24 protein-coding genes, 1 pseudogene and 1 other annotated feature are annotated in these 23,338 nt (G+C 35.2%); of the genes and pseudogenes, 11 read left to right on the top strand and 14 right to left on the bottom strand.

Going from position 1 to position 23,338, the window contains the following annotated elements:
* Positions 1 to 2: 2 nt before the first annotated feature.
* The 6 genes from AC1P5O_RS07640 to AC1P5O_RS07615 all read right to left on the bottom strand — a co-directional run bounded on the left by AC1P5O_RS07640 (position 3) and on the right by AC1P5O_RS07615 (position 6,730).
* Positions 3 to 2,465 carry a VirB4 family type IV secretion/conjugal transfer ATPase gene (locus AC1P5O_RS07640; protein ID WP_499005948.1) on the bottom strand — a complete coding sequence of 821 codons (2,463 nt, stop codon included), beginning with the start codon at positions 2,463 to 2,465 and terminating at the stop codon, positions 3 to 5.
* Between the two features lie 7 nt (positions 2,466 to 2,472).
* Positions 2,473 to 2,799 (bottom strand): VirB3 family type IV secretion system protein, encoded by a 327-nt coding sequence (locus AC1P5O_RS07635; RefSeq protein WP_005407440.1) that lies wholly within the window; start codon positions 2,797 to 2,799, stop codon positions 2,473 to 2,475.
* Positions 2,799 to 3,104, bottom strand: coding sequence for a TrbC/VirB2 family protein (locus tag AC1P5O_RS07630; protein ID WP_499005946.1), 306 nt, complete (start codon positions 3,102 to 3,104; stop codon positions 2,799 to 2,801). Before AC1P5O_RS07630 ends, AC1P5O_RS07635 begins: the two co-directional genes overlap by 1 nt.
* A gap of 134 nt (positions 3,105 to 3,238) precedes the next feature.
* Positions 3,239 to 3,916 (bottom strand): lytic transglycosylase domain-containing protein, encoded by a 678-nt coding sequence (locus tag AC1P5O_RS07625; protein WP_499005945.1) that lies wholly within the window; start codon positions 3,914 to 3,916, stop codon positions 3,239 to 3,241.
* Positions 3,916 to 6,168, bottom strand: a complete 2,253-nt coding sequence (gene topA, locus AC1P5O_RS07620) for a type I DNA topoisomerase (RefSeq protein ID WP_499005944.1) — start codon at positions 6,166 to 6,168, stop codon at positions 3,916 to 3,918. The genes AC1P5O_RS07625 and topA overlap by 1 nt, the downstream gene beginning before the upstream one ends.
* Positions 6,169 to 6,451: 283 nt before the next feature.
* The gene (locus AC1P5O_RS07615; protein WP_005248732.1) at positions 6,452 to 6,730 is read right to left on the bottom strand and encodes a hypothetical protein; all 279 of its coding nucleotides are present in this window, start codon (positions 6,728 to 6,730) and stop codon (positions 6,452 to 6,454) included.
* A gap of 534 nt (positions 6,731 to 7,264) precedes the next feature.
* Here AC1P5O_RS07615 and AC1P5O_RS07610 point away from each other — a divergent pair.
* Positions 7,265 to 7,543: a hypothetical protein gene (locus tag AC1P5O_RS07610; RefSeq protein WP_499005942.1), complete on the top strand. Its 279-nt coding sequence runs from the start codon at positions 7,265 to 7,267 to the stop codon at positions 7,541 to 7,543.
* 28 nt (positions 7,544 to 7,571) lie between these two features.
* Here the strand turns inward: AC1P5O_RS07610 and AC1P5O_RS07605 are convergent, their stop codons facing one another.
* A complete protein-coding gene (locus AC1P5O_RS07605) occupies positions 7,572 to 7,892 on the bottom strand; it encodes a hypothetical protein (protein WP_005248735.1) in 321 nt (106 codons plus the stop codon).
* An 11-nt stretch (positions 7,893 to 7,903) separates the two neighbouring features.
* The gene (locus AC1P5O_RS07600; protein WP_499005941.1) at positions 7,904 to 8,176 is read right to left on the bottom strand and encodes a hypothetical protein; all 273 of its coding nucleotides are present in this window, start codon (positions 8,174 to 8,176) and stop codon (positions 7,904 to 7,906) included.
* 1,186 nt (positions 8,177 to 9,362) lie between these two features.
* On the opposite strand from AC1P5O_RS07600, the gene AC1P5O_RS07595 reads away from it, so the two are divergent.
* The 9 genes from AC1P5O_RS07595 to AC1P5O_RS07555 all read left to right on the top strand — a co-directional run bounded on the left by AC1P5O_RS07595 (position 9,363) and on the right by AC1P5O_RS07555 (position 18,176).
* On the top strand, positions 9,363 to 10,553 hold the full coding sequence (locus AC1P5O_RS07595) for a replication initiation protein (protein ID WP_499005940.1): 1,191 nt from the start codon (positions 9,363 to 9,365) through the stop codon (positions 10,551 to 10,553).
* A gap of 959 nt (positions 10,554 to 11,512) precedes the next feature.
* Positions 11,513 to 12,031, top strand: coding sequence for a J domain-containing protein (locus AC1P5O_RS07590; RefSeq protein ID WP_015060286.1), 519 nt, complete (start codon positions 11,513 to 11,515; stop codon positions 12,029 to 12,031).
* A gap of 291 nt (positions 12,032 to 12,322) precedes the next feature.
* The gene (locus tag AC1P5O_RS07585) at positions 12,323 to 12,961 is read left to right on the top strand and encodes an FMN-binding negative transcriptional regulator (RefSeq protein WP_499005939.1); all 639 of its coding nucleotides are present in this window, start codon (positions 12,323 to 12,325) and stop codon (positions 12,959 to 12,961) included.
* 256 nt (positions 12,962 to 13,217) lie between these two features.
* A complete protein-coding gene (locus tag AC1P5O_RS07580; protein WP_499005938.1) occupies positions 13,218 to 13,481 on the top strand; it encodes a hypothetical protein in 264 nt (87 codons plus the stop codon).
* A 363-nt stretch (positions 13,482 to 13,844) separates the two neighbouring features.
* Entirely contained in the window at positions 13,845 to 14,225 is a 381-nt protein-coding gene (locus tag AC1P5O_RS07575; protein WP_499005937.1) for a DUF6573 family protein, read from the top strand.
* Positions 14,226 to 14,376: 151 nt separating this feature from the next.
* A complete protein-coding gene (locus tag AC1P5O_RS07570) occupies positions 14,377 to 15,153 on the top strand; it encodes a ParA family protein (protein ID WP_015060288.1) in 777 nt (258 codons plus the stop codon).
* Positions 15,154 to 15,156: 3 nt separating this feature from the next.
* Positions 15,157 to 16,194 carry a ParB/RepB/Spo0J family partition protein gene (locus AC1P5O_RS07565; protein WP_499005936.1) on the top strand — a complete coding sequence of 346 codons (1,038 nt, stop codon included), beginning with the start codon at positions 15,157 to 15,159 and terminating at the stop codon, positions 16,192 to 16,194.
* 240 nt (positions 16,195 to 16,434) lie between these two features.
* Positions 16,435 to 17,103, top strand: coding sequence for a hypothetical protein (locus AC1P5O_RS07560; protein WP_499005934.1), 669 nt, complete (start codon positions 16,435 to 16,437; stop codon positions 17,101 to 17,103).
* The gene (locus AC1P5O_RS07555) at positions 17,103 to 18,176 is read left to right on the top strand and encodes a relaxase/mobilization nuclease domain-containing protein (protein WP_499005933.1); all 1,074 of its coding nucleotides are present in this window, start codon (positions 17,103 to 17,105) and stop codon (positions 18,174 to 18,176) included. Before AC1P5O_RS07560 ends, AC1P5O_RS07555 begins: the two co-directional genes overlap by 1 nt.
* Before the next feature lie 45 nt (positions 18,177 to 18,221).
* On the opposite strand, the gene AC1P5O_RS07550 is transcribed toward AC1P5O_RS07555, so the two are convergent.
* The 6 genes from AC1P5O_RS07550 to AC1P5O_RS07525 form a co-directional block, all read right to left on the bottom strand.
* Positions 18,222 to 18,749, bottom strand: a complete 528-nt coding sequence (locus AC1P5O_RS07550) for a hypothetical protein (protein WP_499005932.1) — start codon at positions 18,747 to 18,749, stop codon at positions 18,222 to 18,224.
* A gap of 88 nt (positions 18,750 to 18,837) precedes the next feature.
* A protein-coding gene (locus tag AC1P5O_RS07545; RefSeq protein WP_499005931.1) for an IS3 family transposase occupies positions 18,838 to 20,057 on the bottom strand; the annotation gives its coding sequence in 2 pieces (ribosomal slippage) (positions 18,838 to 19,781 and positions 19,781 to 20,057; 1,221 coding nt in all).
* Positions 19,666 to 19,782, bottom strand: a sequence feature (AL1L pseudoknot). Its footprint overlaps the gene before it by 117 nt.
* Entirely contained in the window at positions 20,032 to 20,469 is a 438-nt protein-coding gene (locus tag AC1P5O_RS07540; protein ID WP_499005930.1) for a hypothetical protein, read from the bottom strand. Before AC1P5O_RS07540 ends, AC1P5O_RS07545 begins: the two co-directional genes overlap by 26 nt.
* Before the next feature lie 71 nt (positions 20,470 to 20,540).
* Positions 20,541 to 20,930: a DUF192 domain-containing protein gene (locus AC1P5O_RS07535; protein WP_499005929.1), complete on the bottom strand. Its 390-nt coding sequence runs from the start codon at positions 20,928 to 20,930 to the stop codon at positions 20,541 to 20,543.
* 65 nt (positions 20,931 to 20,995) lie between these two features.
* Positions 20,996 to 22,291, bottom strand: a complete 1,296-nt coding sequence (locus AC1P5O_RS07530) for a Y-family DNA polymerase (protein ID WP_499005928.1) — start codon at positions 22,289 to 22,291, stop codon at positions 20,996 to 20,998.
* A 24-nt stretch (positions 22,292 to 22,315) separates the two neighbouring features.
* Positions 22,316 to 22,705 carry a LexA family protein gene (locus tag AC1P5O_RS07525; RefSeq protein WP_499005957.1) on the bottom strand — a complete coding sequence of 130 codons (390 nt, stop codon included), beginning with the start codon at positions 22,703 to 22,705 and terminating at the stop codon, positions 22,316 to 22,318.
* Positions 22,706 to 22,889: 184 nt separating this feature from the next.
* On the opposite strand from AC1P5O_RS07525, the pseudogene istA reads away from it, so the two are divergent.
* Positions 22,890 to 23,338: pseudogene (gene istA / locus AC1P5O_RS07520) on the top strand (IS21-like element ISAba8 family transposase); the annotation flags it as partial.

Below are 23,338 nucleotides of genomic sequence, written 5' to 3'. Positions count from 1 at the left end.
GACTAAGCAACTCCTTTTTCTGAAATTAATTTTTTACGTTCTGCGATCCGTTGTAAGAAAAGTTCGCCCCAATCGTTAGGATCTTCACCAACTTCATTCATGAGATTTTCGAGAAGTTCTACATTGTCCTTAGAGCCTGAAATAATCTGTAAAACGTCACGCATTTCGCCTAGATCCATTTTGCAGAGTGCGGAACGGCTACCCTGCTTAACTAAGAACATGCGTGAGTTTTCTTCTAGCTCTTTAATAATTTCAAATTCTTGCGGAGTGACCTTAAAGCCGTTTACATAGTCATCGTAATCAGCACGAGGATTAGGTAAAAAGATTTGAGTAACGCTTTGTTCAACCATTGTTTTACCAATGTCAGAATCTAAAACGTCACTTGGAGATTGCGTCATAAAGACACCTAGACCATTCAATTTACGAATAGTTTTCTGCTTATCTTTGGCAAAATCTTTGAAATATTCATCTGTTAATGGCTTCCAAAACTCGTCCATCCAATAAATAAACGGACTACCATCAATCAATGAATCTGTGATGTGTAATAGATAAGCCATGATTGGTGTACGGACTTCTGGATCATCTAAAAATTCCGTGTAGTCATAACCAAAGATTGGCATTTTGGCTTTAGAAAAGTCTTGAGTATCGTATGGATTATCAAAGACCCAAGATAAATTTCCGTCATGATCAGCAGTGTTACACCATTTAACTAAACGATCCTGAAGCGAATCACCCCCGCCATTTACTTTCAGATTCATATATAAAGCTGAAAGTCTGCGGAGTTCTAACGGCATATCATCACGCATAATGGTACGAACAGCCTGACTGATTTCCAGATCTTCAGCAGCATTACGAACGCCACCTACCAGAATTTTTACAAGCTTTTCTACAAACTGAATATTTGTTTCAGTCGGTGGTAGCTGCAACGGATTAAAGCCAGTTGGTACACCACGCTCTAAGGCATAGTATTGACCCCCAATCCGTCTAATCCCAATTTCTGCGCCCCTATCTTTATCAAAGAAAACACCCTTCAGATTTTTATACTTACAAGCAAACATCATCATGGCCATGACTAGGGTTGTTTTCCCCACACCAGTTGTTCCAATGACACACGTATTACCTGGCATCTTGTCATCTGTAGAATCTTGCTTATCAGGGCTGACATGATGATTAAAGTAAAATGGTTGGCCACTTGGAGTTTTAAATAAAGCTAGTGCTTCGCCCCAAGGATTGCCGTCACGCTTACCTCTTGCGAAGTTATGAAAAGGGCTTAAAGCAGAAAAATTTAGGCTTGTGAGATATGCTTCTCTTGGACGCATATTAAAGTTACCCGCTAATTGCGAGAACCATGCACATTCAGGAACAGTATCAATTACAGCCATTTTGAACCCTGCTTCATCTGATAAAGCAGTTCTGGCACTCGAAACATTTAGAGCAACTTGATTTGGTGAATCGCCAAAAATCGCAAGCGTATAGTGATATTCGCCTAACTGGAAATTCCCGCTATTAGCTTCACTCATAGCCAGATCAATATCACGAATCTCTTGATCTGAAACGTCCTCTACAGAATTTAGTTGGCCTTTAATTGTTTTTAATTTATCTACAGCATCACGCTTGCCATAAACCGTGAAACTTTGAGTTTCAATGTATTCATAGTTTCCATACAGGATGGAATTGCACATTCCTGATTCTGATAAACGTGGAAATTCTTGAATATCCAGAAAGCCTACATATTTTTGAGCTTCAGGATGTTTAATCTGTAAATAGCCATTTTTGTCACCAAAGAACAAGCGACTACTTGGAATATATTGATCAAGATTAGCCTGTCTTAAAGGGATTTCTTCCCAAACTCCATTAGTTAAAAAACCAAGCAGATTACACATTTCGGAGTAGACAAAACCTTTCTTGGTATAGGTCGCCAGACGTTCTGGATTGTAGTGATATAGACTTGCTTCAACCTGTTTGGCTACATCATCTAAAATATCGAGATCCCGCTTAATCTGCTTTTTCAGGGCTACTGGATCACGACTAGCTTTACTCTTAAAAATCTTTGTTAATCTGGAAATTTCAGGACGATAAAGAATTGTTAAATACAATTCAGTAGCCATCTGTTTATTCTTTTCACCCTGAAACTGCTGATAATATCTTTCATTAAAATCAGCAATAAAATCATTTTCATAAACGCCATTTAGACGTTCATTAACTCCCCTACGAATCTTATGCGTCCAAACAGCAAAGTGACCGCCACCTAAAGCACGATAAAAATTATTTAATCCTTCTTTACGGATTCTAATAATATCGGCTTCAACTGTTTCAAACGAAATGCCTTCTAATTTCCATGTAGCAATGTATTCACCATTTTTAAGCTTAATAACATTGTTGGAAACATGATTACCAAACGGCAGATAGTCTGAAATTGCGACTTCAGCATTTGCGCTATCTTTAACTTGCTGTTTTGAACGCATGATATTGTTATTTCCTTTTCTTTAATTTAAGTGGCGAAAATGAGATTGCTCCCCATTTCTGATGGTTCTGGATCTGTTTCCCTCTTATGCGCCACCGCATCAATACTTGCTTTAATCGTTGGTCATCTACTTTTGTTATTGCCCGCATCCAGAAGTAAATAGGCACATAAATAGCTGCTATAAATAAAGTCACATAGGCACTGAGTAGATAAAAAGACCAACCCGCTAAAAGAATTGCTACCCCCGTCACCAACAAAAAAGGCAACATTGGAACGCCAAAAAGCATGGCAGGACGAGTGCAACCCCTGAAAATTGGATCAGAAAAATTCGACATTAGTTAATCAGCCAAGCAGCGATACCCGCAGCACCACCTACCAAAATTCCCCCAATAACGATGTTAGAAATGTCTGACCACTTTGCTTGTTGCCAAGCCAATTTAAAGCCAGCCCACATGATAGTGATGGTAAATACAGTTACAGCCACACCCGCTAAGACTGACTGAACATTAGCCATAACCGTATTAACTTTTGAGATTTGAGCAAAAGCAGGGCTTGAGATTAACGACATGAACAACATCAATACGCTTGCTTTGATACCAGTCGTTTTAGTCGTTGTTATTTGCGTTTGATTTGCTTTCATTATTTTCTCCAAGTGAAGCAATTAAGACCTAGCGCATTAAGTACCAAGAACAATATTTTTGGAAAATAAAATATTGTTCATTGGTACTAGATATTTAATATATTACACTAAGTTTTAAACTTTTTTAAAATATTTTAAAAGATCATAGAAGATTTTAAACTTTTTTCTTTTTCTTTAAAATCTGTGCCGTTAGTTAAGAAAAATGAAGGCCGTTTCTCCACTACTTGAAGGCTTTGAAGTTCTTTATTTTCGGTATATCCACTGGAGTTAGGCATATCTGCATTAGTAGCAAAATATGCAAGCTGTTCCGAGCTATTCATAGGAGGTGAAGGAGGATTGAATTTTACAGGCATGGTATTGAGTGAACCATTAGCAAAATAATTCAAATTTCTTGATACTTTCGCTACATACCCATTTCTAAATCCTGATGAATGGTTGCCAGTGTTATAGCAAGACATAGCTTTATAAATATCTTTGCCTTTTGCCCTATTTCGGCAGTCGTTAAAGATAAATTGCATTGCGCTTAGATTAGTGCAGGGATCAAAAACTTGCTCGACACTAAGATTTAGTCTTTTGAAATTAGCACTATTAATTTGAGCAAAACCAACATCAATATTTCGTCCCTGGCTAATTAATCTTTTTGCCACAGATACAGCTTCTTCATAGCTAGTCGGCTGTTTTTTAAGACCTGCGGCACGATTAACCCCTATCGCAAAAGGATTAAATGAGGATTCAGATTTAACAATTGCAGACGCAATATTTACATCAACTTGTGGCGCACATTGTTGTGACAAAACTACGAAATCAATCATTACTTTTTCACCTCAAATTTTGGCTTACCTTTTTGATCTGGATAAGTAGCGGAGCACCCATTTTTATAGTTGGTACACCCCCAAAAATAGCCATTTGCTCCATTGATCCGTCTTAAATCACTGGCACATTGAGGACATGAATAGACTTCAAGAAGTGGCTTTCTATTAACTTCAGGCAAAAAGACTTTGCAATCTGTTTCCCGATTAGGACAGAACCAGATCGGATCTTTACCTTCTTTTTTGGATCTGAATAATGGCGTTGAGCATTTAGGGCAAGGATATTTGATTTTCTCTACTGGCTGACCTTTCTTGTCATCCATCGAGTACTTACATTCCTGATCATTGCAGATCCAAAAAAATTCTTTAGTTTGAGAATTTTGGAATTTATTTAAGCGACCTGTTTTACATTTAGGGCATGAATGAATAACTTTTTCGACTGGTTTACCCTTGTCGTCATCCATCGAGTGCTTACAGTCCTCATTGCTACAAATCCAAAAAAATTGATTGGTTTTAGTATTCTTAAATTTTTTTAATTGGCTTTTACACTTTGGACAAGGTATTGCGTTTATAGCTGTCAGTTTTGAAGCTGTACTTAGCTCTTGAGCAAGTTGATTGTATAAGGCAGAAACAACCGAATTATATGAAGTTTCACCAGATGCAATTTTATCTAGCTGCAACTCCATCTCTTTTGAATAGTGCAGATCCAGAAAGCTAAACTTAGCTTTTAACAGACTACCAATTAGATCATTCCCTAATCTAGTTGGTTTTAAGATTTTCTTTTCTACCTCCAGAAAGCCCTTATTCAGAATATTGGCCATGATTGATGAATAAGTAGAAGGGCGACCAATCCCGCAGCTTTCCAATTTTTTAATTAGTGAAGCTTCTGTATAGCGTTTTGGTGGCTTAGTTTGTTTTGCAATAACTTCACCGCTTTCAACATCAACTACAGAACCAATTTCTAAGACCGGCACCACGCCTGAAGGCTCGTTTTCATCTTCATTCAGGCAGTCTTTACCAAAAACCATCCACCCTTTTTTTATTAGCTCACGGCTTTTAGCATGGAACTTATATTTTCCATCTTCAGACAGTAATTCCAAAGTAACGGCTTTATATTCAGCTTTGGCCAATTGACTTGAAATAGTACGTTCCCAAATCAATTGATATAAAGCTTTTTGTTCTGGTGACTTTCCTAGATCTTTATCAGTTATGTGAACAGGTCGGATTGCTTCATGGGCGTTTTGCGCCCCATCTTTTTCCTTAAACTTATTAGGCTTTTCAGGTAAAGAAAATTGATGTTCATTAGCATAAGCAAAGATTTCTTCTACACTTTCATCAGCTATGTTTAGGCCGTCAGTCCGAATGTAAGTAATTGCCCCTTGTTCAAATAATGCCTGTGCTGCTTTGGTTGTTTGTTGAGGGCTAAAGCCTAACGCTACACTAGCAGCTTGTAAAAGTAGGGCTGTAGAGAGCGGAGAAGGAGCATTTGAATACTCTGTTTTTTCAGTGCAGTTTAAAACTTTAACTTTCTTAGTTTTTGCAACTTCTTCAGCTAAGGAACGATCTAAAACATAAGGCTGATCCTCAGTTACAAATTCCGTTGTAACCCATTGCGAGATCCATTTTTTAGGCTCTTTATCAAAACTCAAATTAACGCCAAAGTGGTTAGTAACTTTGAATTTCTGGATTTCGATTTCTCTAAGGACAACGATTAAAACAGCAGGAGATTGTACCCGCCCCGCAGATGAAGGCTGACCCATAAGATTAGATGCAATAGGGGAAACTAGATAGCCCACCAGACGATCTAAAGCCCTACGTGCTTCTTGAGCATATACAAGCTGATAATCTAAACCACGCCCATTATTAATGGCTTCTCTAATAGCTTTTTCTGAAATCTCATTAAATTCTATTCGTTCAAATTGACCATCTTCCAGACCTAAACATTCTTTTAAATGCCATGAAATAGCTTCACCTTCCCTGTCTGGATCGGTAGCTAAATAAATCTTGTCTGCTTTATTCAAAAAGGCTTTTATTTTTTCAATACGTTTTTCGCCACCGTCAAAAGTTCTGTCATTAACTTTAGCATCAGGAATAAATGAATATTCCATTGCAAAATCATTGGCTATATCAATACCTAAGCCTTTTCTTGGTAGATCCCGAACATGGCCAACACTGGCCACAACTTTAAAATCAGATCCTAAATAACTTCCAATTTTTGAACATTTGTTAGGAGATTCAACGATTACAAGATTCATGGGTTATTTCCAAATTGTGAAATTTAGGAAACTCGAAAGCCCACAAAGAAAAGATGAATATAAGAAAGCAACTACTTGAAATTTAGTGAAATCTACGAGGATTTCTAAAAGCAGTGCATCTTGTGGCATGAAGCACACAAGATAAACACATGAAATAACTAGAAAAAATTTTAAAAAATTTCCATATTTATTTAAACTTATAGCCATTTTCTTAAATCCCATCTTAGAGCTTTAAAGAATACAATCCAAAATATACCATATTGGAAATGGCTTTTGTATTTTTTTACTTGATTCTTATTATTTTTACTTCTTCTGTATAAATTTTTTCTTTCAGGAAATCATTAAGCCTAGTCAGATCCTTAAAGATCCTAGCTTTATCTTTTTCTCGTCTTGTTGTTAAAGTCCAAACCTTTTGGCCTGACCATGCCAGTTTTGCTGTGATAAAAAATCCACCCTCAAATTCATTAATAATTAACTCTTTAATAAATCCTTGTTTATTAGATTCCTCTAGCACCACCTCTGAAATAGAAAAATCAGGATCAATATTTATAAAATCAGTCATCCATAAAACCTTTTAAAGCACCCATAATAGAGGTGCATTATCATCAATTTAGGTAATCTTGGTAAATTTTTTTTAAAAACTTTAAATAAATTTTAAATATTTTAGCTAAATTCTGCTTTAGTCATGACTAAAAACCTCGATGCTTGAATAAAAGCTGCAAGCTGCAGCGTTTATCAAGGCATCTATATTACTTATCTAATCCAGATCCACAGCAGATATATCAGAGCAAAGTGTCTACTTTGCGAACTGAAGTAATCAGTTAAATTTTCCCTTCCCTGATTACCGTTGATTTTCAAGTGAGCTTTAAAAAGCTGTGCTTTTTAAATGGCGACCGCAGAAAATAAACTGCTCCCATTTGATTTAGTAGCGGGATTTAAATAATACATAGTATGAGGTTATTAAAAGGGTTATAACCTCACGTTAAAACTTACTATTGCAATGCTAATCCTCATAAATGGCGACCCGATATAAGTAGTAAATTATTTAAAAAGGACTTAATATCCACCTGTGGACATTTATTAAATTGGATAAGTTATGACTGAAGAACTAGGAACAGAAACAGAAACAGAAACAGAAACAGAAACAGAAACAGAAGGAAAGGTATTAGATCGCAGAAAAAGATATAGAAAAAAGCCTACTACCAAAACTCCACTTTCAGTTTATTTCAATATGGATGTTCCTGAAGATGTTGAAGCACTGGAAGCTTTAGAATACTTAAAAGATATTTATGGCGGAGAAAAACAAGGAAAAAGTGTAGCAGTCAAAGAAGTTTTAAGAATTTTCTATAAACAATTACAAGAAAAAAAAGCCTGATTTAATCAGGCTTTTTTCTTGCAAAAACTTAGGACTTTTTAACTGTAGTGACTAACTTGTCATCTACATAAAGATAAACTCTTTTATTATGTGTATAAGATGAAATTTTAGGTTGTCCTTCTCCACCTCCAACAGATCCGTCTTGATTACTGCTGACGAATGAACAGTGAGGAAAGCCTTTACCTTTAGCCAGGTCTTTTTTTACGTCACTAATTGTAGACTGACATTCAGAAACATTAAGACCGCCAGCAAAGCACATAAAAGCACGACAGCCATAATTTTCATCTTTAGCTGCAACTAAGGCAGATGCACTAGCTAAAGTTAAACCTAAAATAAATTTTTTATACACAAGTAGTCACTCTATTTAGATGAGTTTTCCAGTACGAATAACTTGCCTTCAAAGTTTAGAGATATTGTTTTGGCATTACTGCACATTGAACAAATCTCCTGAATCAAGAAGGGTAAATTCCGTGTGAATCGAATTTTTCCTGATGCGGTATGAATGACGTGATTAACATCATTTACTTTAACAGTCACAAAATATTGGAACTGTTCGTTCATACCAATTTCAACACCATAGTTATTGGCGTTGAAGTCATCGACTGTTTTCAAGTCATTCATCGTTAAAGCCATTTCTGCAAGATCCCTAGTTTTTAAAAGTGAAGTGCGGATTCTTACAAAATATAATTAATTTAAAAATGTAACTAAAGTGTAACTGTGTGTAAAAGACACAAAAACATCAATTATTTTTAAACGCTTTTAATATATATCAAAAAGTTTAAAACTTTAATGAAATATTTAAAACCTTTGTAAAAAATTTGTATATATCAAAGCTTATATTTTTTTAGATCCCTTCCCTTTTTGTCATGTAAATATCACTTTAATAATCTTCTAAACATTTCTAAAAACTTTTTAAAAAAAATTAGAATCAGGTTTAAAAAGTGTTTAAATAAAGTTTAGGAGTGTTTAGAACAGTTTAAGAGCCTTAATTTCTTTTTGTAAAACATAAGTTTACAAGCCTATAACTATACGTTTTGTCGCTATAACTATACGTTTTGTCGCTATAACTATACGTTTTGTCGCTATAACTATACGTTTTGTCGCTATAACTATACGTTTTGTCACATACCTATACGTTTTGTCGCAAATAATCCACAGACTTATCAACAGCATACAAAAAATAGCTAAATTATTCTTAAAAATCAGTAATTAATTAGGTGTTTAACTCTAACTTATTATATTTTTGCGTATTTTTTAGCCTTAATCTATGCTGCACTCTCAAAACTATACGTTTTGTCGCAACTTCTCCGCATAACTATACGTTTTGTCGCAAACCTGCGATTATGCGTACTGGATACGATTATATATATTTTTCAGGAATTAACTAGATTCTTGTTAATTTAATAAGTTATTGTTTTATATGAATAATTATATTGAAGAACGGTTTTTATTTTTTGGTGCTAAAAAAGATATTTGTATAGGCTTAAAATTATAACTATACGTTTTGTCGCAGTGTAAGTTATTGATATTTATGTAATAGTTATAAATATTCAAAATTGAATATTTTTTATCTGGTTTTTGTGTTAAAAATAGCCATACGTTTTGTCGCAACGTAACTAATTGAAATGAAACAAAATACTTAAAAATGAAAAACATTTATTTTTTTTATACTACTACAGGTGTATAAAGTAATTTTACTGACTTTTAATAAATATATTTTTTAAAAACAATATCTTATAAGCTTATTTAATAACTATACTTGATAAATATACTTGTATAGTTATAATAATTTCAAAAGGAATAACGGATTTACAAAAAAATGCAGAAAATTATTGGCTCACAAGGCTTAGAGAACTATACACAATCTAATACAAGGGCAAAATTGACCGATTTAGTTGTGACCCGCAATGATTTTCCTACAGCCAGATATAGCATTGATCTCAATCTTGAGAAGCTTATGTACTGTGCAATGATCATCGTGAGGAAGAATGAGCTTAAAAATAAGACCTCAATTACTCATGACGACTTCATTTATGTGAGCAGCGAAAACTTTGGAGAATTGACTTCCCCAATGGCCAGAAAGGAAGTGCTTACAGCAACAGATAAACGTGAAATTCAGAGAAATGCTGAAACTGCTTTAAAACGTATTTATACAAAATTTGATAACCCAACTATGTTGGTTAAAGATGGGGAATCTGACGAACCTGCTAAAGTTCCGATGATGACTTATTGCCATTATGACAAAGCAACTAAATGTATTAAAGTTAGATTCGCAAAAGAATTTTTTGAGTATTTCTATGATCTAGTTAAGAAAGTAGATGAAAAAACCAAGTCATTTAGTAGCCATGAACTAAAGCATATTATCTTATTTAATTCGAGCTATTCCCTTCGTTTGTATCGGATCTTAATGAGCTATATGTGGCGTACATCAGAGGTCACTATTGATCTGGAAGAACTAAGATGGATGCTTGAATGTGAGGATAAATATAAAGAGTTGGCCAATTTTAAAAGCCGTGTTTTGAATGTGGCTCAGGATGAAATTAACGAACTTAGCAATATTAATGTCAGTTTTGAGAACGTAAAAAATGGAAAGGAAGTGGTTGCTATTAAGTTCATTTTTAACTTGAAAACTGAATATAAAGAGCAAGGACACATCAAATTTATAGATAAAATGAAAAAGGGCTATCTGGCTGCTGCAATTCCGTTTAGTGATGATGGATCACACTTTAAAGCCCCTGATCGTATTAAGCATTTCAAACCACCAGTAAAGGTATCTGCAAAGCAAATCAGTACCTTAGTAAATTGCAAAGAATTTTTACTAGATTATGGATATTTCTTAGGTAATTTAGACGAGGATACTTCTAAGGTAATCATGAGGACTCTCTTAACTGAAAAATTAGATAAGCTTAATGCTCATAAGCCGATAGATATGGATTATTACTTCTGGTTACAGGCAAAACGAGGGATTATCACTAATAGCAATAATGATAAGAATGACGATCAGGATTAATATCTAAAAAGAATACCCACCATATTATCTTATACAGACTTCGCTAATTTAAGACAATATGGTGGTTCAATTTAAAACCTTTAAAATCTTTAAAACCTTTAAAACCTTTAAAACCTTTAAAACCTTTAAAACCTTTAAAACCTTTAAAACCTTTAAAACCTTTAAAACCTTTAAAACCTTTAAAACCTTTAAAACCTTTAAAACCTTTAAAACCTTTAAAAACTCTTATTAATCTATATAAAAAGTATCTTTTTTGTTTGCATCCTAATAGTAAAATTTAATAACTATTCAATTAATACCTTAGTCATGACTAAATATATACGGTTAGCCTAAGTGGAATATTTTGCCAGTAAACCCAGTAAACTTAGTCTAATAAGTTTTTAAATATTTAGTTTTTGCCTTACCTACCTGCTACATTATTAGTTTGCTATGCTATCTGATCGCCACTCATACGGGCTGGCTTTAGGTATCCCATTTTAGATCAAATAGGAGCAGTTTATTTTCTGCGGTCGCCATTTAAAAAGCACAGCTTTTTAAAGCTCACTTGAAAATCAACGGTAATCAGGGAAGGGAAAATTTAACTGATTGCGCCAGTTCGCAAAGTAGACACTTTGCTCTGATATATCGTCAGGGGATCTAGTGAGTCATTTTCCTTAGTCATGACTAAGGGGGAAATAATTTTTCATATTGCGTCATTTAAGCGTATTTAAGTGTATTTGTAGGTTTTGTGTAGGGGTGTTAGACATAAAGTGAAAAAGTTCTATCAGCAGCCTAAGAATCGAAAATATAAGCATTAGAAAAGCAGATCAGAAGAAATACTTAACTAACTAATTTTATAAATTTTCATTATTAAAAAACTTAGTCATGACTAAGTTTTTGCTTGAATGTCCACAGGTGGACTGATATAATGATTTTATCAGGACGCATCGGGCGACCTGAAATAAAACAGGTATTTAAACATGAAACATTTTTCATCAGTTACTTCATTAGACGAGTTAAAACTTCAGTACAAAAAACTAGCTTTTAAAAATCATCCTGATCGTGGCGGTAAAACCGAAGTTATGCAGGAGATTAACAGCGAATATGAACAGCTTTTAAATCGCATTATTAATGAAGCTTCAAAAGATCAGTATCAAGACAGTTCCGAAAATGGTCGTGGTTTCTGGTCAAGCCGTTCAGAACATTCTGAAGTTGAGAAAAAAGTAAAACAGGCTATTGATGCAATTATCAATCTGGATGGTTTAGATATTGAAATTATTGGCGTTTGGGTTTGGGTTTCTGGTGATACTAAGCAGCACAAAGACAAATTAAAAGAAGCGGGTTTTGTCTGGAATCGAGTGCAATGTAAATGGGTTTTCATCGGTAAAAAATCAAATGGTCGAGGCAGAATGACTTTAGATCAAATGCGAGAGTTACACGGCAGCCAGAAAGTTAAAAAAACCAGAATGGCAGAAGAAAGACAACTTTTAACCGCTTAATGAATAAGTCCCCGAAAGGGGGCTTTTTTTATCAATATTCTTACCTCAAACGACACGTTGTTTGTCATAAGCAGTAATTAAAAAATAAATACTTATAAGATTTTGCGACACATAATGACAAAGATTTGCGACTCATAAGCTGTCATTTTTAAAGTTTTGCGAAACAATTAATGTCATTTTCTAAAAAATGAATTTCCATCAACAGTCTACTATATTAAATAGGGGTTGATAGTTAGCCGTCAGTTACATTAATTTGATGTAATACAATCTCAAAATTATAGAAAGAATCTAATGTACTTACCCCCTCATTTTGAAGAAAGACGACTAGAACTTCTTCATGATTTAATCAAAAAACATCCTTTCGGTTGTGTCGTTACATATTCTAATGGTGAGTTAGATGCTAATCATCTTCCTTTTGAGATAGTGTCTGATAAGGGGGATTTTGGTAAGTTATTGGCTCATATATCGAGACAGAATCCTTTGGCAGAAGTTTTAAAGAATGATGCCGATGTACTTGTAATATTTAGCATTGATGATGTTTATATCTCTCCTAATTGGTATGTAGGAAAATTTGAACATCATAAAGTTGTTCCAACTTGGAACTACGTAGTTATTCATGCAAAAGGTAAAGCTAGGATTATTGAAGATGAAAAAGTATTAAGAGGTATTCTAGCTCGTCTTACTAGAGAACATGAATCCAATCAAAATGTCCCTTGGAAAATGACAGATGCACCATCTGAATTTATTAGTGAAAGAATGAAACATATTGTAGGAATACAAATTGAGATTACCGACTTAGTTGGAAAATTCAAATTAAGTCAAAATAGAAATAAAAATGATATTTCAAGTGTAGCTACGGCTTTAGCTTCTAAAGGTAAAATCGATTTAAGTAATCTAATTCTAAGTATTTCAAATGTAAAAGAAACATAGATTAATTAGTAATTCCTAAAGATAACATAATGAGAATTATGTGAGCTTACATACTTCATGACGTTATTAATAAAAAAACCGCCAATCAATATGGCGGTTTTTTATCAATGACAACTTATGTGTCGTTCAATGACATTTTATGTGTCGCGTAACGTCTTAGTCATGACTAAGTTTTGATTGAATGTCCACAGGTGGACTGATATAATAATTTTTATCAGGACGCATCGGGCGACCTGAAATAAAATAGGAATTAATTATGCGAGCTTCAATAGTTGCAATCTTTACAAACTATCCTACAGGTAAACTGGTTCATTTTTGCGGTCATGAGGTTTTAACTGGATCTAACAATAATATTTGGTTTCCAATCTTTAATGAAAAAACACTATTCCAAGAAATTGAAAAAATCATGATTAATTGCCGAGTAGCTCACAATGTTACTCATATTGAAAGAATCAGAAGGGGAGATAATGAAAATGGTTACTTTGAAGATTACAGAATTACTTATAACTTAGCCGTTTAAGCTAGACCTCCCACAATGGGAGGTTTTTTTTTGGCGGCGATTTTTTTGGTTTTTAGCTTGCCTAAAAAACATAAAAAATTGTCTATCTGTTCTGCTTTATATACGCTCATTTTCGCCTGTTTAGGTTGGTGCTGGGATAACCTAGCTTCATATATAAAAAAGGCTGTCATCAGGCTAAGAATCGCAAATAAGAGCATCTGAAAAGCGGTTTAGCCAGGTATTAAAACGGATATTTTTCTACTCAATTTTCCCTATAAAAAAATTAGTCATGACTAAGCTTTTGCTTGAATGTCCACAGGTGGACTGATATAATGATTTTATCAGGACGCATCGGGCGACCTGAAATAAAACAGGTTAAAAATCATGGAACAATACATTTCAGTTTACACACGTCAGCAAGCCATTGAAGATGGTTTTCTAGTTGCAATCAATTCTATTAGTCCTAAATTAGATGGACTGTCAAAAGAACATTATAAGCATCCTATATGCTTCACTTCTGCACTTTGGGCGGTAGTTGATAAGGCTGTAAAAAATGAAAAATGGCTTAATGACTTAGATGGCGTTATTCATGACATTTTATGGATGAGCCGAGCATATAAGACACACCTAAGCCCAAGTGCGGTACGTTTTACTGTGATTATCACAGGCGCAGGTCGCAAGAGAAATCATATTTTAGAATTGCACGTACATGGTGGAGATCAAGGAGAGCCAGTCATAACAATCGGTTATCCTGAAGATTTTTAATTTACGTCCTCCCTTTATGGGAGGATTTTTTTATGATAAAAACTTAGTCATGACTAAGAAAATGCTTGCAATGTCCACAGGTGGACGTTAGAATATACAGCATAAGGACGCAATAGGGCGACCCTTAATAAGCCATTAAACTAGGTGAAATATGAAAAAAGTTGTTGCTTCAAATCAAAAGGGCGGTGTGGGTAAATCTGCAATCATTTGCCAGTATGCACACTATTTAAATTCTTTGGGCTTGCGTGTATTAGTCATTGATCTAGACCACCAGAAAAACACTACAAAAGCATTGATTACTGGCGGGGCTGTGACTGTAGCTAATGTATCTGCTTTCGACATGCTGACCAAAGAAGATCAAACTATTTCAAATCCTGAAGCCTTTACTTTGGTACAAGCAACACCAGAATTAACAGCAATTGAAAAAAATGGCACTTTGCATAATAACTTTGCCACCAATTACCAGAAGTTTTTAAAATCAGTAGATTCTTTATTTGATGTTTGCCTGATTGATACCAATCCAAATCCCGACATTCGCCAAGTAGCTTCATTAATTGTTAGTGACTATGTTTTAAGTCCAATTCAGTTGAATCAGGAAGCTATTGACGGCATCGGTGGATTACTCAAGCAGATTCAAGCGATTAATCAAAAGCTAAACCCAAATTTAAAATTAATCGGTATCCTTCCGAATATTGTTGAACCTACTCCATTCCAGAAAGACAACCTAAAAGCTATTGTTCAGCATTTTTCAAAGTACCTGATCAAAAACTCAGACGGCAGCTATGCTTTCGTTAAAAAAACGACTGCAATCGCTGAAGCGCAAGCGCAAGGCATACCTACAAATAAATTGGGTAAAACTAGCGGTTTTACCGCATGGGCTGAATTAAAAACAGTTTTTGAAAGCATTAACAAGTTTATGGAGATTTAAGGAATGTTAGATTTATCAGCTTTGGAAGGTATTGATCTAGGTAATCCTGCACCAGTAGCAGACGGAACACCTAAACAGATTCCACTTACAGATATTCTTGAAGATCCAGATCAGCCGCGTGTTGAGTTTCCAGAAGATCAGATGCAAAAAATGGTCGAGTCAATCAAGGCTCGTGGAGTTAAAACACCAATTAGTGTTAAACCCCACCCAACAGAACAAGACAAGTGGATCATCAATTATGGAGCTAGACGTTTTAGAGCTTCAGTGATGGCTGGCAAGGAAACTATCCCTGCTTTTGTTGATAATGATCATGATGATTATGATCAGGTCATGGAGAATAAAGAACGCCTTAACCATTCACCTATTGAGCTTGCACTTTTTATCCAAAAGAAAATTAAGCAAGGTGAGAAGAAAAACGTAATCGCTAAAAAGTTAAATGAAGATCCTGTTTTTATTTCTACTCACTTAGCTTTAGTAGATATGCCAGAGTGCTTATCTAAGGCTTATGATGCAGGTTTTAAATCTCCAAAGACTTTGTATGACTTACGCAAACTTTGGGAATCATTCCCTGAAGAAGTAAACGCTTGGGTGGATGAATCTTTAGAGAATGGTCAAGACATTATCAGATCGAGAGTACAGGCTCTATCTAAAAAGTTAAAAGAACCTAAGCAAGCTGAAGCAACTGAAGCAGATCCAGAATCAGAACCACAGGTGCAAGAAATCCAAGAGCAAACCGCCATTATTGATGATAATGAATCTTTCAATTTTGATGGGGATGATCAAGCTGAATCGACTGAAGAACCTGAAGTTAAAAAACTGATGGATCAATCGAACCAAAAAGAGCAGCCAGAAGCTAAAGAAGAAGATCCAGACAAAATCAAAAAACCGCTTTTAGTTGTTATTCATGACGGCCGACAAGCGAATCTGATGCTTAATAAAAAGCCTTCTTCTTTGGGTTTTGCATGGATCAAATACGAAGATGGAACAGAGGCATCCGTAGATTGCAGCAGCCTTGAAATCGAGTATTTACAAGAAGCCTAAACCTACAAATGGAAAAAGACCTTGCTTATGCAAGGTTTTTTTTGGGCGGGTTATCCCGACCACTTAGCTTGACTACCCTTAGTCATGACTAAGGAGAAAAGAGGGAAAAATGAAGGTATATAATATAGTGCAGGATAGGCAGAAGCCGTTAAAAACCTTAATTTGTGACACAAATAAAGGTTATACTATTCTTTCAGAATAGCTATCGAAAATATTAGTTTCGATAAAGGTACTGGAATCATGACGAAATCAAATTTGGATCAAGTTTTAAAATTTAGGGTTAGCAATGCCGTTTATGACTGGTGGCAAGCTAAGTGTGAGAAGCAAGGAATCAAGAAAGGTGAGCCTTTCCAGAAGGCTTTAGAAAACGCCTATAAAAAGGAAAATGATCCTGATTATTCAGGACAAGATTTTTCATTGAATCTGGAAAAGGACTTAACCGAAAAAATCTATCAGTTAGCTAAGTTTGAAGAAGTAGATCCAGACGACTTGATCAAAAAAATGATCAAGGAAAAGTTATCTGAAATAGAAAAAACGCAAGACGTTATAGATGTATTTGAAAAAACATCACGCAAAGAATTAAGGCTTAAACCAAGTTTGATGAAAGCTATTAATGAGAAAGCAGCACAGATCGGCATGAAACCGAATCAATATATCATTTCGGTTTTAACAGCTAATGTCACAAAAGATTCAATATTCTTTAGCCAGGAAGAAGCTCTTAAACTTGGCGAATCAAATAGTCAGCTTTTGGCGATTGGTAGAAACCTAAACCAAATGGCTAAGAATATGAATCAGGGTATTTATGAATCTTACGATAGAGAATTTGTCGAGCGAGTACATCAGCTAGTAAAAGCTCAAGTTAGGCATGTTTTCACTCTATTAGAGCGCAATAAAAAGAGGTGGGAATAATGGCTAACGGAAGCAGTAAGACTACTAGAGAGGTCCAAACCACCTTGCTTGCTCATGGTGAGCAGCTACTTAATGGATCTAAAGTTAGGCGTGTTAATCAGACCCAAAGTTTAGATACTTTTTTAAATGACCTGTCTAAGCCTAAAAATGGATCTGGCCATTCAGCTACATCAGCCCCTAAATCATCTCCAAATAGCGTTAAAGCAACTTTAGATAGAATTAGTAAAAAGACCCCAGAAGTAATGGTCAAGGTTACTGGTGGAGGTAATTCTATGGGTAAGGTGAAAGCTCACATGGGATATATCACTCGGAATGGACAATTAGAGGGAATTGATCAGGACGGAAATAAAGTTAATGGTAAGGATGATATAGAAGATACTGCTGAAGATTGGCAAATGTCAGGTACCCCTATTTCTGATGAAGAATCTAAATATAAGCAGGCTTTTAATATTGTATTATCTATGCCGAAAGGTACGGATGAAAAAGGCGTTTATGATGCTGCAAAAGAATTTGCAGAGGAACATTTTAAAGACCATAAATATATGATGGTGCAGCATACCTTTACCAATGACCCTTCAAAAGATCCAAGTGAAAACCCGCATGTGCATGTTGTTGTTAAAGCTGTTTCTGAAAAAGGTGATCGGTTAAATATTAGGAAGGCTGACCTTCAGGAATGGCGAGAAAGTTTTGCTGAAAAATTAAGATCCAGAGGGATTGAAGCGAATGCGACAAAACGTATAGCTAGGCTTCAAAAAAATAGAAGTGATAAGCAGTCAGTTAAACAAATGAAAGAGCAGGGCAAATCGTTTAAGCGATATGGTAAAAATAAGGCCAGTCCAGAACGTGTCCAGAAAGCTAAACAGCAAGAAAAAGAAGCATTGACGCATTACAAGGAAATTACTAAAGCTCTATCACAGTCACCAGATCCGCAAGATAGAAAACTAGCAGTTGATCTAGTGGACTATTTACGGAAAAAGGTAGAAGTTAAAAAACCAATGCCACAGCCACAGATTCAACCTAATAAGCTAGATCTTCAACACGGAAAGAACAAGGGGAAAGAGCAAGACCGTTAATAATATAAGGGAAGGATAAGGCGCAATACTGTGCTTTAGTGCCCTTTAAAAATCCTTAATTTTCTGAGTGGGCATACCTAATTTAAACATCCTATTAAGTTCAGAAATTGCATATTTTAAATCTTTTTCAGGTATATGCTTAACATCAAAATATTCAATTTGGCCAAACCTAGCTTTATATAATGCAATTCGTTCTATTCTGTGTCGTTGCATCTGCACTGTTGACGACATAATTCGATCCATTAAATAGAATAAGTAATACGATGTGATCTGCATACTGTCTTTAATCATAAATACATGATTTTTTGTACTTTTATAGTCATATAGTGTTTCATCAATACAAATATCTGCATCTATCCCACCTAGTGCAACACGGATATTTGCAGAATATCTGGGATTGTATGTGATCAGACTATCAGGCTTAATAAGACCATTCTTAATGAATACATTATCAAAATTTTTGACTAGGGAAGATATATCTTCGTAAACCACTTTCTCCGTTGGTTTTAGTATGTCTTTCTTTGTTGCTACTGGTAGAAATCCAGATCGCCATAGATTTTCTAATTTAGCCAAAAGAATAATTCCACCAATAAATTCTTCATTTAGTTCTAAATTGTTTGATTGAACCGTACCGGGTTTGTCGGAGACTTTTTTATTTAAGTTAGGCCACCTGACCTAACGGATTAATTTTATCATAGTACATTGCTTCAAAATCAAAAGGTGGCACATAACCTAGTGCACTATGTACACGCTCTTTATTGAACCAATCTACCCAATTTAATGTCGCAAGTTGTACATCCGCTAAACCTTGCCAATCTGCTTTTAAATATTCAATCACCTCTGTTTTGTATAAGCCATTCACTGTTTCAGCCAAAGCATTATCGTATGAATCACCGGTCGTACCGACTGATGCTCGTAAATTTGCTGCTTCTAAACGATTGGTATAACGAATGGAAAGATATTGCACACCTCTGTCACTATGATGAATCACGTTCTTTGGCATGCCTCGATCATGCAATGCTTGCTCCAGTGCATCGAGCACCATGTCTGTATTCATCCGTGTTGATACTTTCCATCCAACAATTGCTCGCGAGAACACATCAATAATAAAGGCGGTATAGACCCAGCCTGAATTTGTTTGAATATACGTAAAGTCAGCGACCCACAGCTGGTCAGGGTGATCAGCACTAAAATTGCGTTTCACCAAGTCATCTGCTCGTTTTTGATCATCTCGGCTATGGGTAGTTTGTTTATTCTTACCTCGCCAAACACCTTGTATACCTAGCTTTTGCATCAATCGAGCAACTGTACAGCGTGCAATAATATAGCCTTCACGTTTCAGTTTTTGCCAAACTTTACGTACACCATATCGACCTGAACTTTCCTTCCAAATTCGTTTAATTTGTTCAGCATGATGCAAGTCATGTAGATCTCGCTTTGCTCGATGTTCTGGGTTTTCGCAGAGATCTAGAGTCCGGTAATAGGTTGAGGGTGCGATCGGTAAAATTCTACAAATCGCCTCGACTCCGTACAGCTCTTTATTATTATGGATAAAATCCACCATTATTTGTGTGGGCGGTCGAGCTCCGCCTGGGCGAAAAAAGCGGCTGCTTTACGTAGAATCTCATTGGCGCGTTGCAGTTCTTTATTTTCGCGTTCGAGTTGTTTGATACGTTCTTGGTCTGAAAGCTGCTGTACTTTAACTGGATTTTGTTTATCTAAATATTTTTGATACCAAACACGTAGTGTTTCAGGAGTACAACCGATTTTAGGAGCAATAGCGGTGATCGCAGCCCAATTCGATGGATAATCTTTTTCAGATTCAATCAATAATTGAACCGCTCTTTCTCTGATTTCAGGGGTATATTTTAATTTTGTCATCGGGATAGTCTCTCAGAATATTGACTCTCCGACAAACCCGGTACGGTTCAGATTTATTAGCCAGTAGAAAATCTATGTGATTTTGAATTTTTTTATACAATACCAAAATGCTTTTGTTTTTAGTTTCCTCTAGAAAGCTGATAATTTTAGGTTGCTCAAATTCCTTAGCACTCAATTCAGTATTCGTGTAGTACGCACAAATTATTTTAGATAAGTAGTCAAATGCTGTACCAACCAAGCCTGAATCATAACTACTCGTTAATTTATGTTCACTCATAACTTCATAATTAGTAAAAGGAGGAATACCACTGTAAGTTTTGAAATCTTTTTTTTGGGGTGCGACACTTTTTATAATTTCTTTTACTTCTTTGCACTTAGGATCTGAAGATTTCAGTATCGACATTAAAGACATATTTTATACTCTTTATCCATATAGTTACTATTCAAAAAATTTTAAAGATACTAAATACTAGATTGAAAAAGCTAAGTTTTTATTCTTTCTAATGCAAATTGAATCTTTTCTTTGGGGCAGTACTGCTTTTGGGAAAATTTTTCCATTACAGCCGACCCAATAATTTTTTTATCTGCATTAAAGAAAAATATCTCTAAGTCATAAGGTACATTGACCATATTAAAACAGGTATAAATCGGCTTTTTCCACGTAAAAACTAAAGGCTTTAATAAAGGATTTTCTTTAAAACCTATTTCTTGATCATGTTCCCTATATAGGTATAGAGCCGTTAATTTTTTTCCATTAAAGCTAAATGTCTTTACCTCTTCATCTTGATCAAAGTAAGGGTTATAAACCTGTTTAAAGGCCATAACAGACACTACTATTAAAAGAGCTATAAACGCTGCATATTTTAATTTCAATTCCTGTTATTCCTTTTAGCCAGGTGGCAAGTCACATGAAAAAAAATTGTCTTAGTCATGACTAATTATTTAACACTCATAAGTTGATCCCATTTAAAGTAATTGGGAGACAGCTTATTACGTGACATATTCCAATTTCTATCAGGTAGCATACTGGCACCTAATCCTATTTTTCTCTTGCCAAATTTATTCTGTATATCATCGAGTGAATCCATAAGTTTATTACTTGATTCTATCTTGTTCATGTCCGTGAATAGGTCATAAATATGAGTAGCTTTAGGTTCAAGACAAGTGAGGATAACTCCACATTTTTTAAATCCAATATTCTTCTGGTATAGCTGATCAACTATTGAGGTAGCAATTTTAGAAAGTAATAAACTATTGTCTGATGGATCGGGTAAAGCGTAAGACAAAGATTTAGTATAAAAAGGCTCAGAATTATCAAATGGATTAGATTGAACAAAACTAATAATACAGCCACATAGTAAATTTTCACTTCTTAAACGGCTTACGGCATCTTGAACATAAAGCGTAATCGCTTCTTTAAGATCCTCACAGCTATAAACTTTCTGGCCAAAGGAACGGCTTGCTATTATTTGTTTTTTTGCTTTAGGACTTTGCTCAATTTCAATGCAAGAAATTCCCTGTAATTCTAATAATGTTCTGTGCATGACTACAGAGAATTGATCTCTAATCATTAAGGGGGAAGCGCAGACAAAATCGAGAACAGTATTAATGCTTAGGCTATTCAGCTTTTTAGTATGATTTCTACCAATACCCCATACTTCACTAACTTCTATAGACTGATATAAGCTCTCAATCGAACAATAGTCCATTGAAACAAGGCTACATACACCTTTTAAATAACTATTCTTTTTAGCAATATGATTAGCCATTTTTGCTTCTGTTTTAGTCCGACCAATTCCAATACAGGCCGGCAAACCTAGCCAACGTGTGAGCCGATCCAGAATTAAATGAGCATAAGCAGTTAGATCATAATTTGAAGCATAAGCAGTTAGATCTAAAAAGCATTCATCAATCGAATAAATTTCTTGTTCTTGAGGTGTAACAAATTCAGCTAGGACTTTTATAAATCTACGGGACATTTCCGCATATAGAGCATAATTACTCGAAAGGACTGTAATGTTGTGCTGCTCTACAAGATCCTTGAGTTGAAAAAGAGGTACACCCATCTTTATGCCTAAGTCTTTAGCTTCTTGTGAACGAGCTACAGCACAACCGTCATTATTAGATAATACGATTACTGGCTTATTATTCAGGCTTGGATTAAAAACACGTTCACAACTTACATAACAGTTATTAATGTCTACCAAAGCAAAGATCTTATTTTCATTTTCCATGTAGATTAGACCAATAGGATTAGATTATTTATGTTTCCTAAATGGCTTAATGACAAAGGTCACTACACCCCATATTAATAATTCTTGGCAATCATTAAGGTGAATATCGTCATAATCTGGATTTTCAGCTTTAAGCCAACACTTATCACCTTCAACCATTAATCGCTTAACGGTGAACTCATTGTCAATTAAGGCAATAACAATATCTTCGTGTTTAGCTTCAAGACTTCGATCCACTAAAAGCTCGTCATCAATTTCAATGCCTGCGTCACGCATGGAAAGAGAAGCTACCTTGACAACAAATGTTGCAGCTTCATTTTTCACAAGATGTTCATTCATATCTAAAGTTTTATCAATGTAATCTTGTGCGGGAGAGGGGAAACCAGCAGCTACTTTTTCTGAAGCTAAAGGAATACGCTTAAAGGTTGAAGGATTAATTAAGGTAATAGAAGCTACATCATTTAAGGTAGTCTTTTTATGATTTGCTAAAAACTTCTTAATCTCTACTATTGTTAGCGGCAGTGTAAAAATGACCCCCTAATGGCATTTAAAAACTGACCCCCTTGGTTAATATAGCGGTCATTTTGGACTGCTCAATATGTTAACTTTGGAGCAAGCAGTGACAATCCAAATACTTCATCAACAAGGTAAATCTATTAAAGCCATTACTCGTGAACTGGGGGTGTCCAGAAATACTGTGCGTAAATATTTACGGCAAAACACCACACCTCAGTATCAGCGTATACAGCCTAGAATAAGTATCCTTGACCCATATAAACCCTATTTACTCCAACGTGTAAACGCAGCTCATCCTGAATGGATTCCTGCTGTTGTGCTCTACCAGGAAATTTTAAGGTTGGGATATCCAGGAAAGATCAGGATCTTGAGGGAATATCTTGCAACATTAAAACCAGTTGCTCAACCGGAACCGATCATTCGTTTTGAAACCCAACCTGGCCAACAAATGCAGGTGGATTTCACCACAATTCGACGCAACAACACGACTTTAAAAGCCTTTGTCGCAACATTAGGGTATTCCAGAGCGAC

The organism is Prolinoborus fasciculus, assembly GCF_056724605.1.
The sequence above is the reverse complement of the archived record's forward strand: the minus strand, read 5'-3'. Positions and strand labels throughout refer to the sequence as shown.

Excerpts from the sequence above, each read along its gene's own strand:
- AC1P5O_RS07640 (WP_499005948.1), bottom strand. The coding sequence starts at position 2,465 with ATGCGTTCAAAACAGCAAGTTAAAGATAGCGCAAATGCTGAAGTCGCA.
- AC1P5O_RS07635 (WP_005407440.1), bottom strand. The coding sequence starts at position 2,799 with ATGTCGAATTTTTCTGATCCAATTTTCAGGGGTTGCACTCGTCCTGCC.
- AC1P5O_RS07630 (WP_499005946.1), bottom strand. The coding sequence starts at position 3,104 with ATGAAAGCAAATCAAACGCAAATAACAACGACTAAAACGACTGGTATC.
- AC1P5O_RS07625 (WP_499005945.1), bottom strand. The coding sequence starts at position 3,916 with ATGATTGATTTCGTAGTTTTGTCACAACAATGTGCGCCACAAGTTGAT.
- topA (WP_499005944.1), bottom strand. The coding sequence starts at position 6,168 with ATGAATCTTGTAATCGTTGAATCTCCTAACAAATGTTCAAAAATTGGA.
- AC1P5O_RS07615 (WP_005248732.1), bottom strand. The coding sequence starts at position 6,730 with ATGACTGATTTTATAAATATTGATCCTGATTTTTCTATTTCAGAGGTG.
- AC1P5O_RS07610 (WP_499005942.1), top strand. The coding sequence starts at position 7,265 with ATGACTGAAGAACTAGGAACAGAAACAGAAACAGAAACAGAAACAGAA.
- AC1P5O_RS07600 (WP_499005941.1), bottom strand. The coding sequence starts at position 8,176 with ATGGCTTTAACGATGAATGACTTGAAAACAGTCGATGACTTCAACGCC.
- AC1P5O_RS07595 (WP_499005940.1), top strand. The coding sequence starts at position 9,363 with ATGCAGAAAATTATTGGCTCACAAGGCTTAGAGAACTATACACAATCT.
- AC1P5O_RS07590 (WP_015060286.1), top strand. The coding sequence starts at position 11,513 with ATGAAACATTTTTCATCAGTTACTTCATTAGACGAGTTAAAACTTCAG.
- AC1P5O_RS07585 (WP_499005939.1), top strand. The coding sequence starts at position 12,323 with ATGTACTTACCCCCTCATTTTGAAGAAAGACGACTAGAACTTCTTCAT.
- AC1P5O_RS07580 (WP_499005938.1), top strand. The coding sequence starts at position 13,218 with ATGCGAGCTTCAATAGTTGCAATCTTTACAAACTATCCTACAGGTAAA.
- AC1P5O_RS07575 (WP_499005937.1), top strand. The coding sequence starts at position 13,845 with ATGGAACAATACATTTCAGTTTACACACGTCAGCAAGCCATTGAAGAT.
- AC1P5O_RS07570 (WP_015060288.1), top strand. The coding sequence starts at position 14,377 with ATGAAAAAAGTTGTTGCTTCAAATCAAAAGGGCGGTGTGGGTAAATCT.
- AC1P5O_RS07565 (WP_499005936.1), top strand. The coding sequence starts at position 15,157 with ATGTTAGATTTATCAGCTTTGGAAGGTATTGATCTAGGTAATCCTGCA.
- AC1P5O_RS07560 (WP_499005934.1), top strand. The coding sequence starts at position 16,435 with ATGACGAAATCAAATTTGGATCAAGTTTTAAAATTTAGGGTTAGCAAT.
- AC1P5O_RS07555 (WP_499005933.1), top strand. The coding sequence starts at position 17,103 with ATGGCTAACGGAAGCAGTAAGACTACTAGAGAGGTCCAAACCACCTTG.
- AC1P5O_RS07540 (WP_499005930.1), bottom strand. The coding sequence starts at position 20,469 with ATGTCTTTAATGTCGATACTGAAATCTTCAGATCCTAAGTGCAAAGAA.
- AC1P5O_RS07530 (WP_499005928.1), bottom strand. The coding sequence starts at position 22,291 with ATGGAAAATGAAAATAAGATCTTTGCTTTGGTAGACATTAATAACTGT.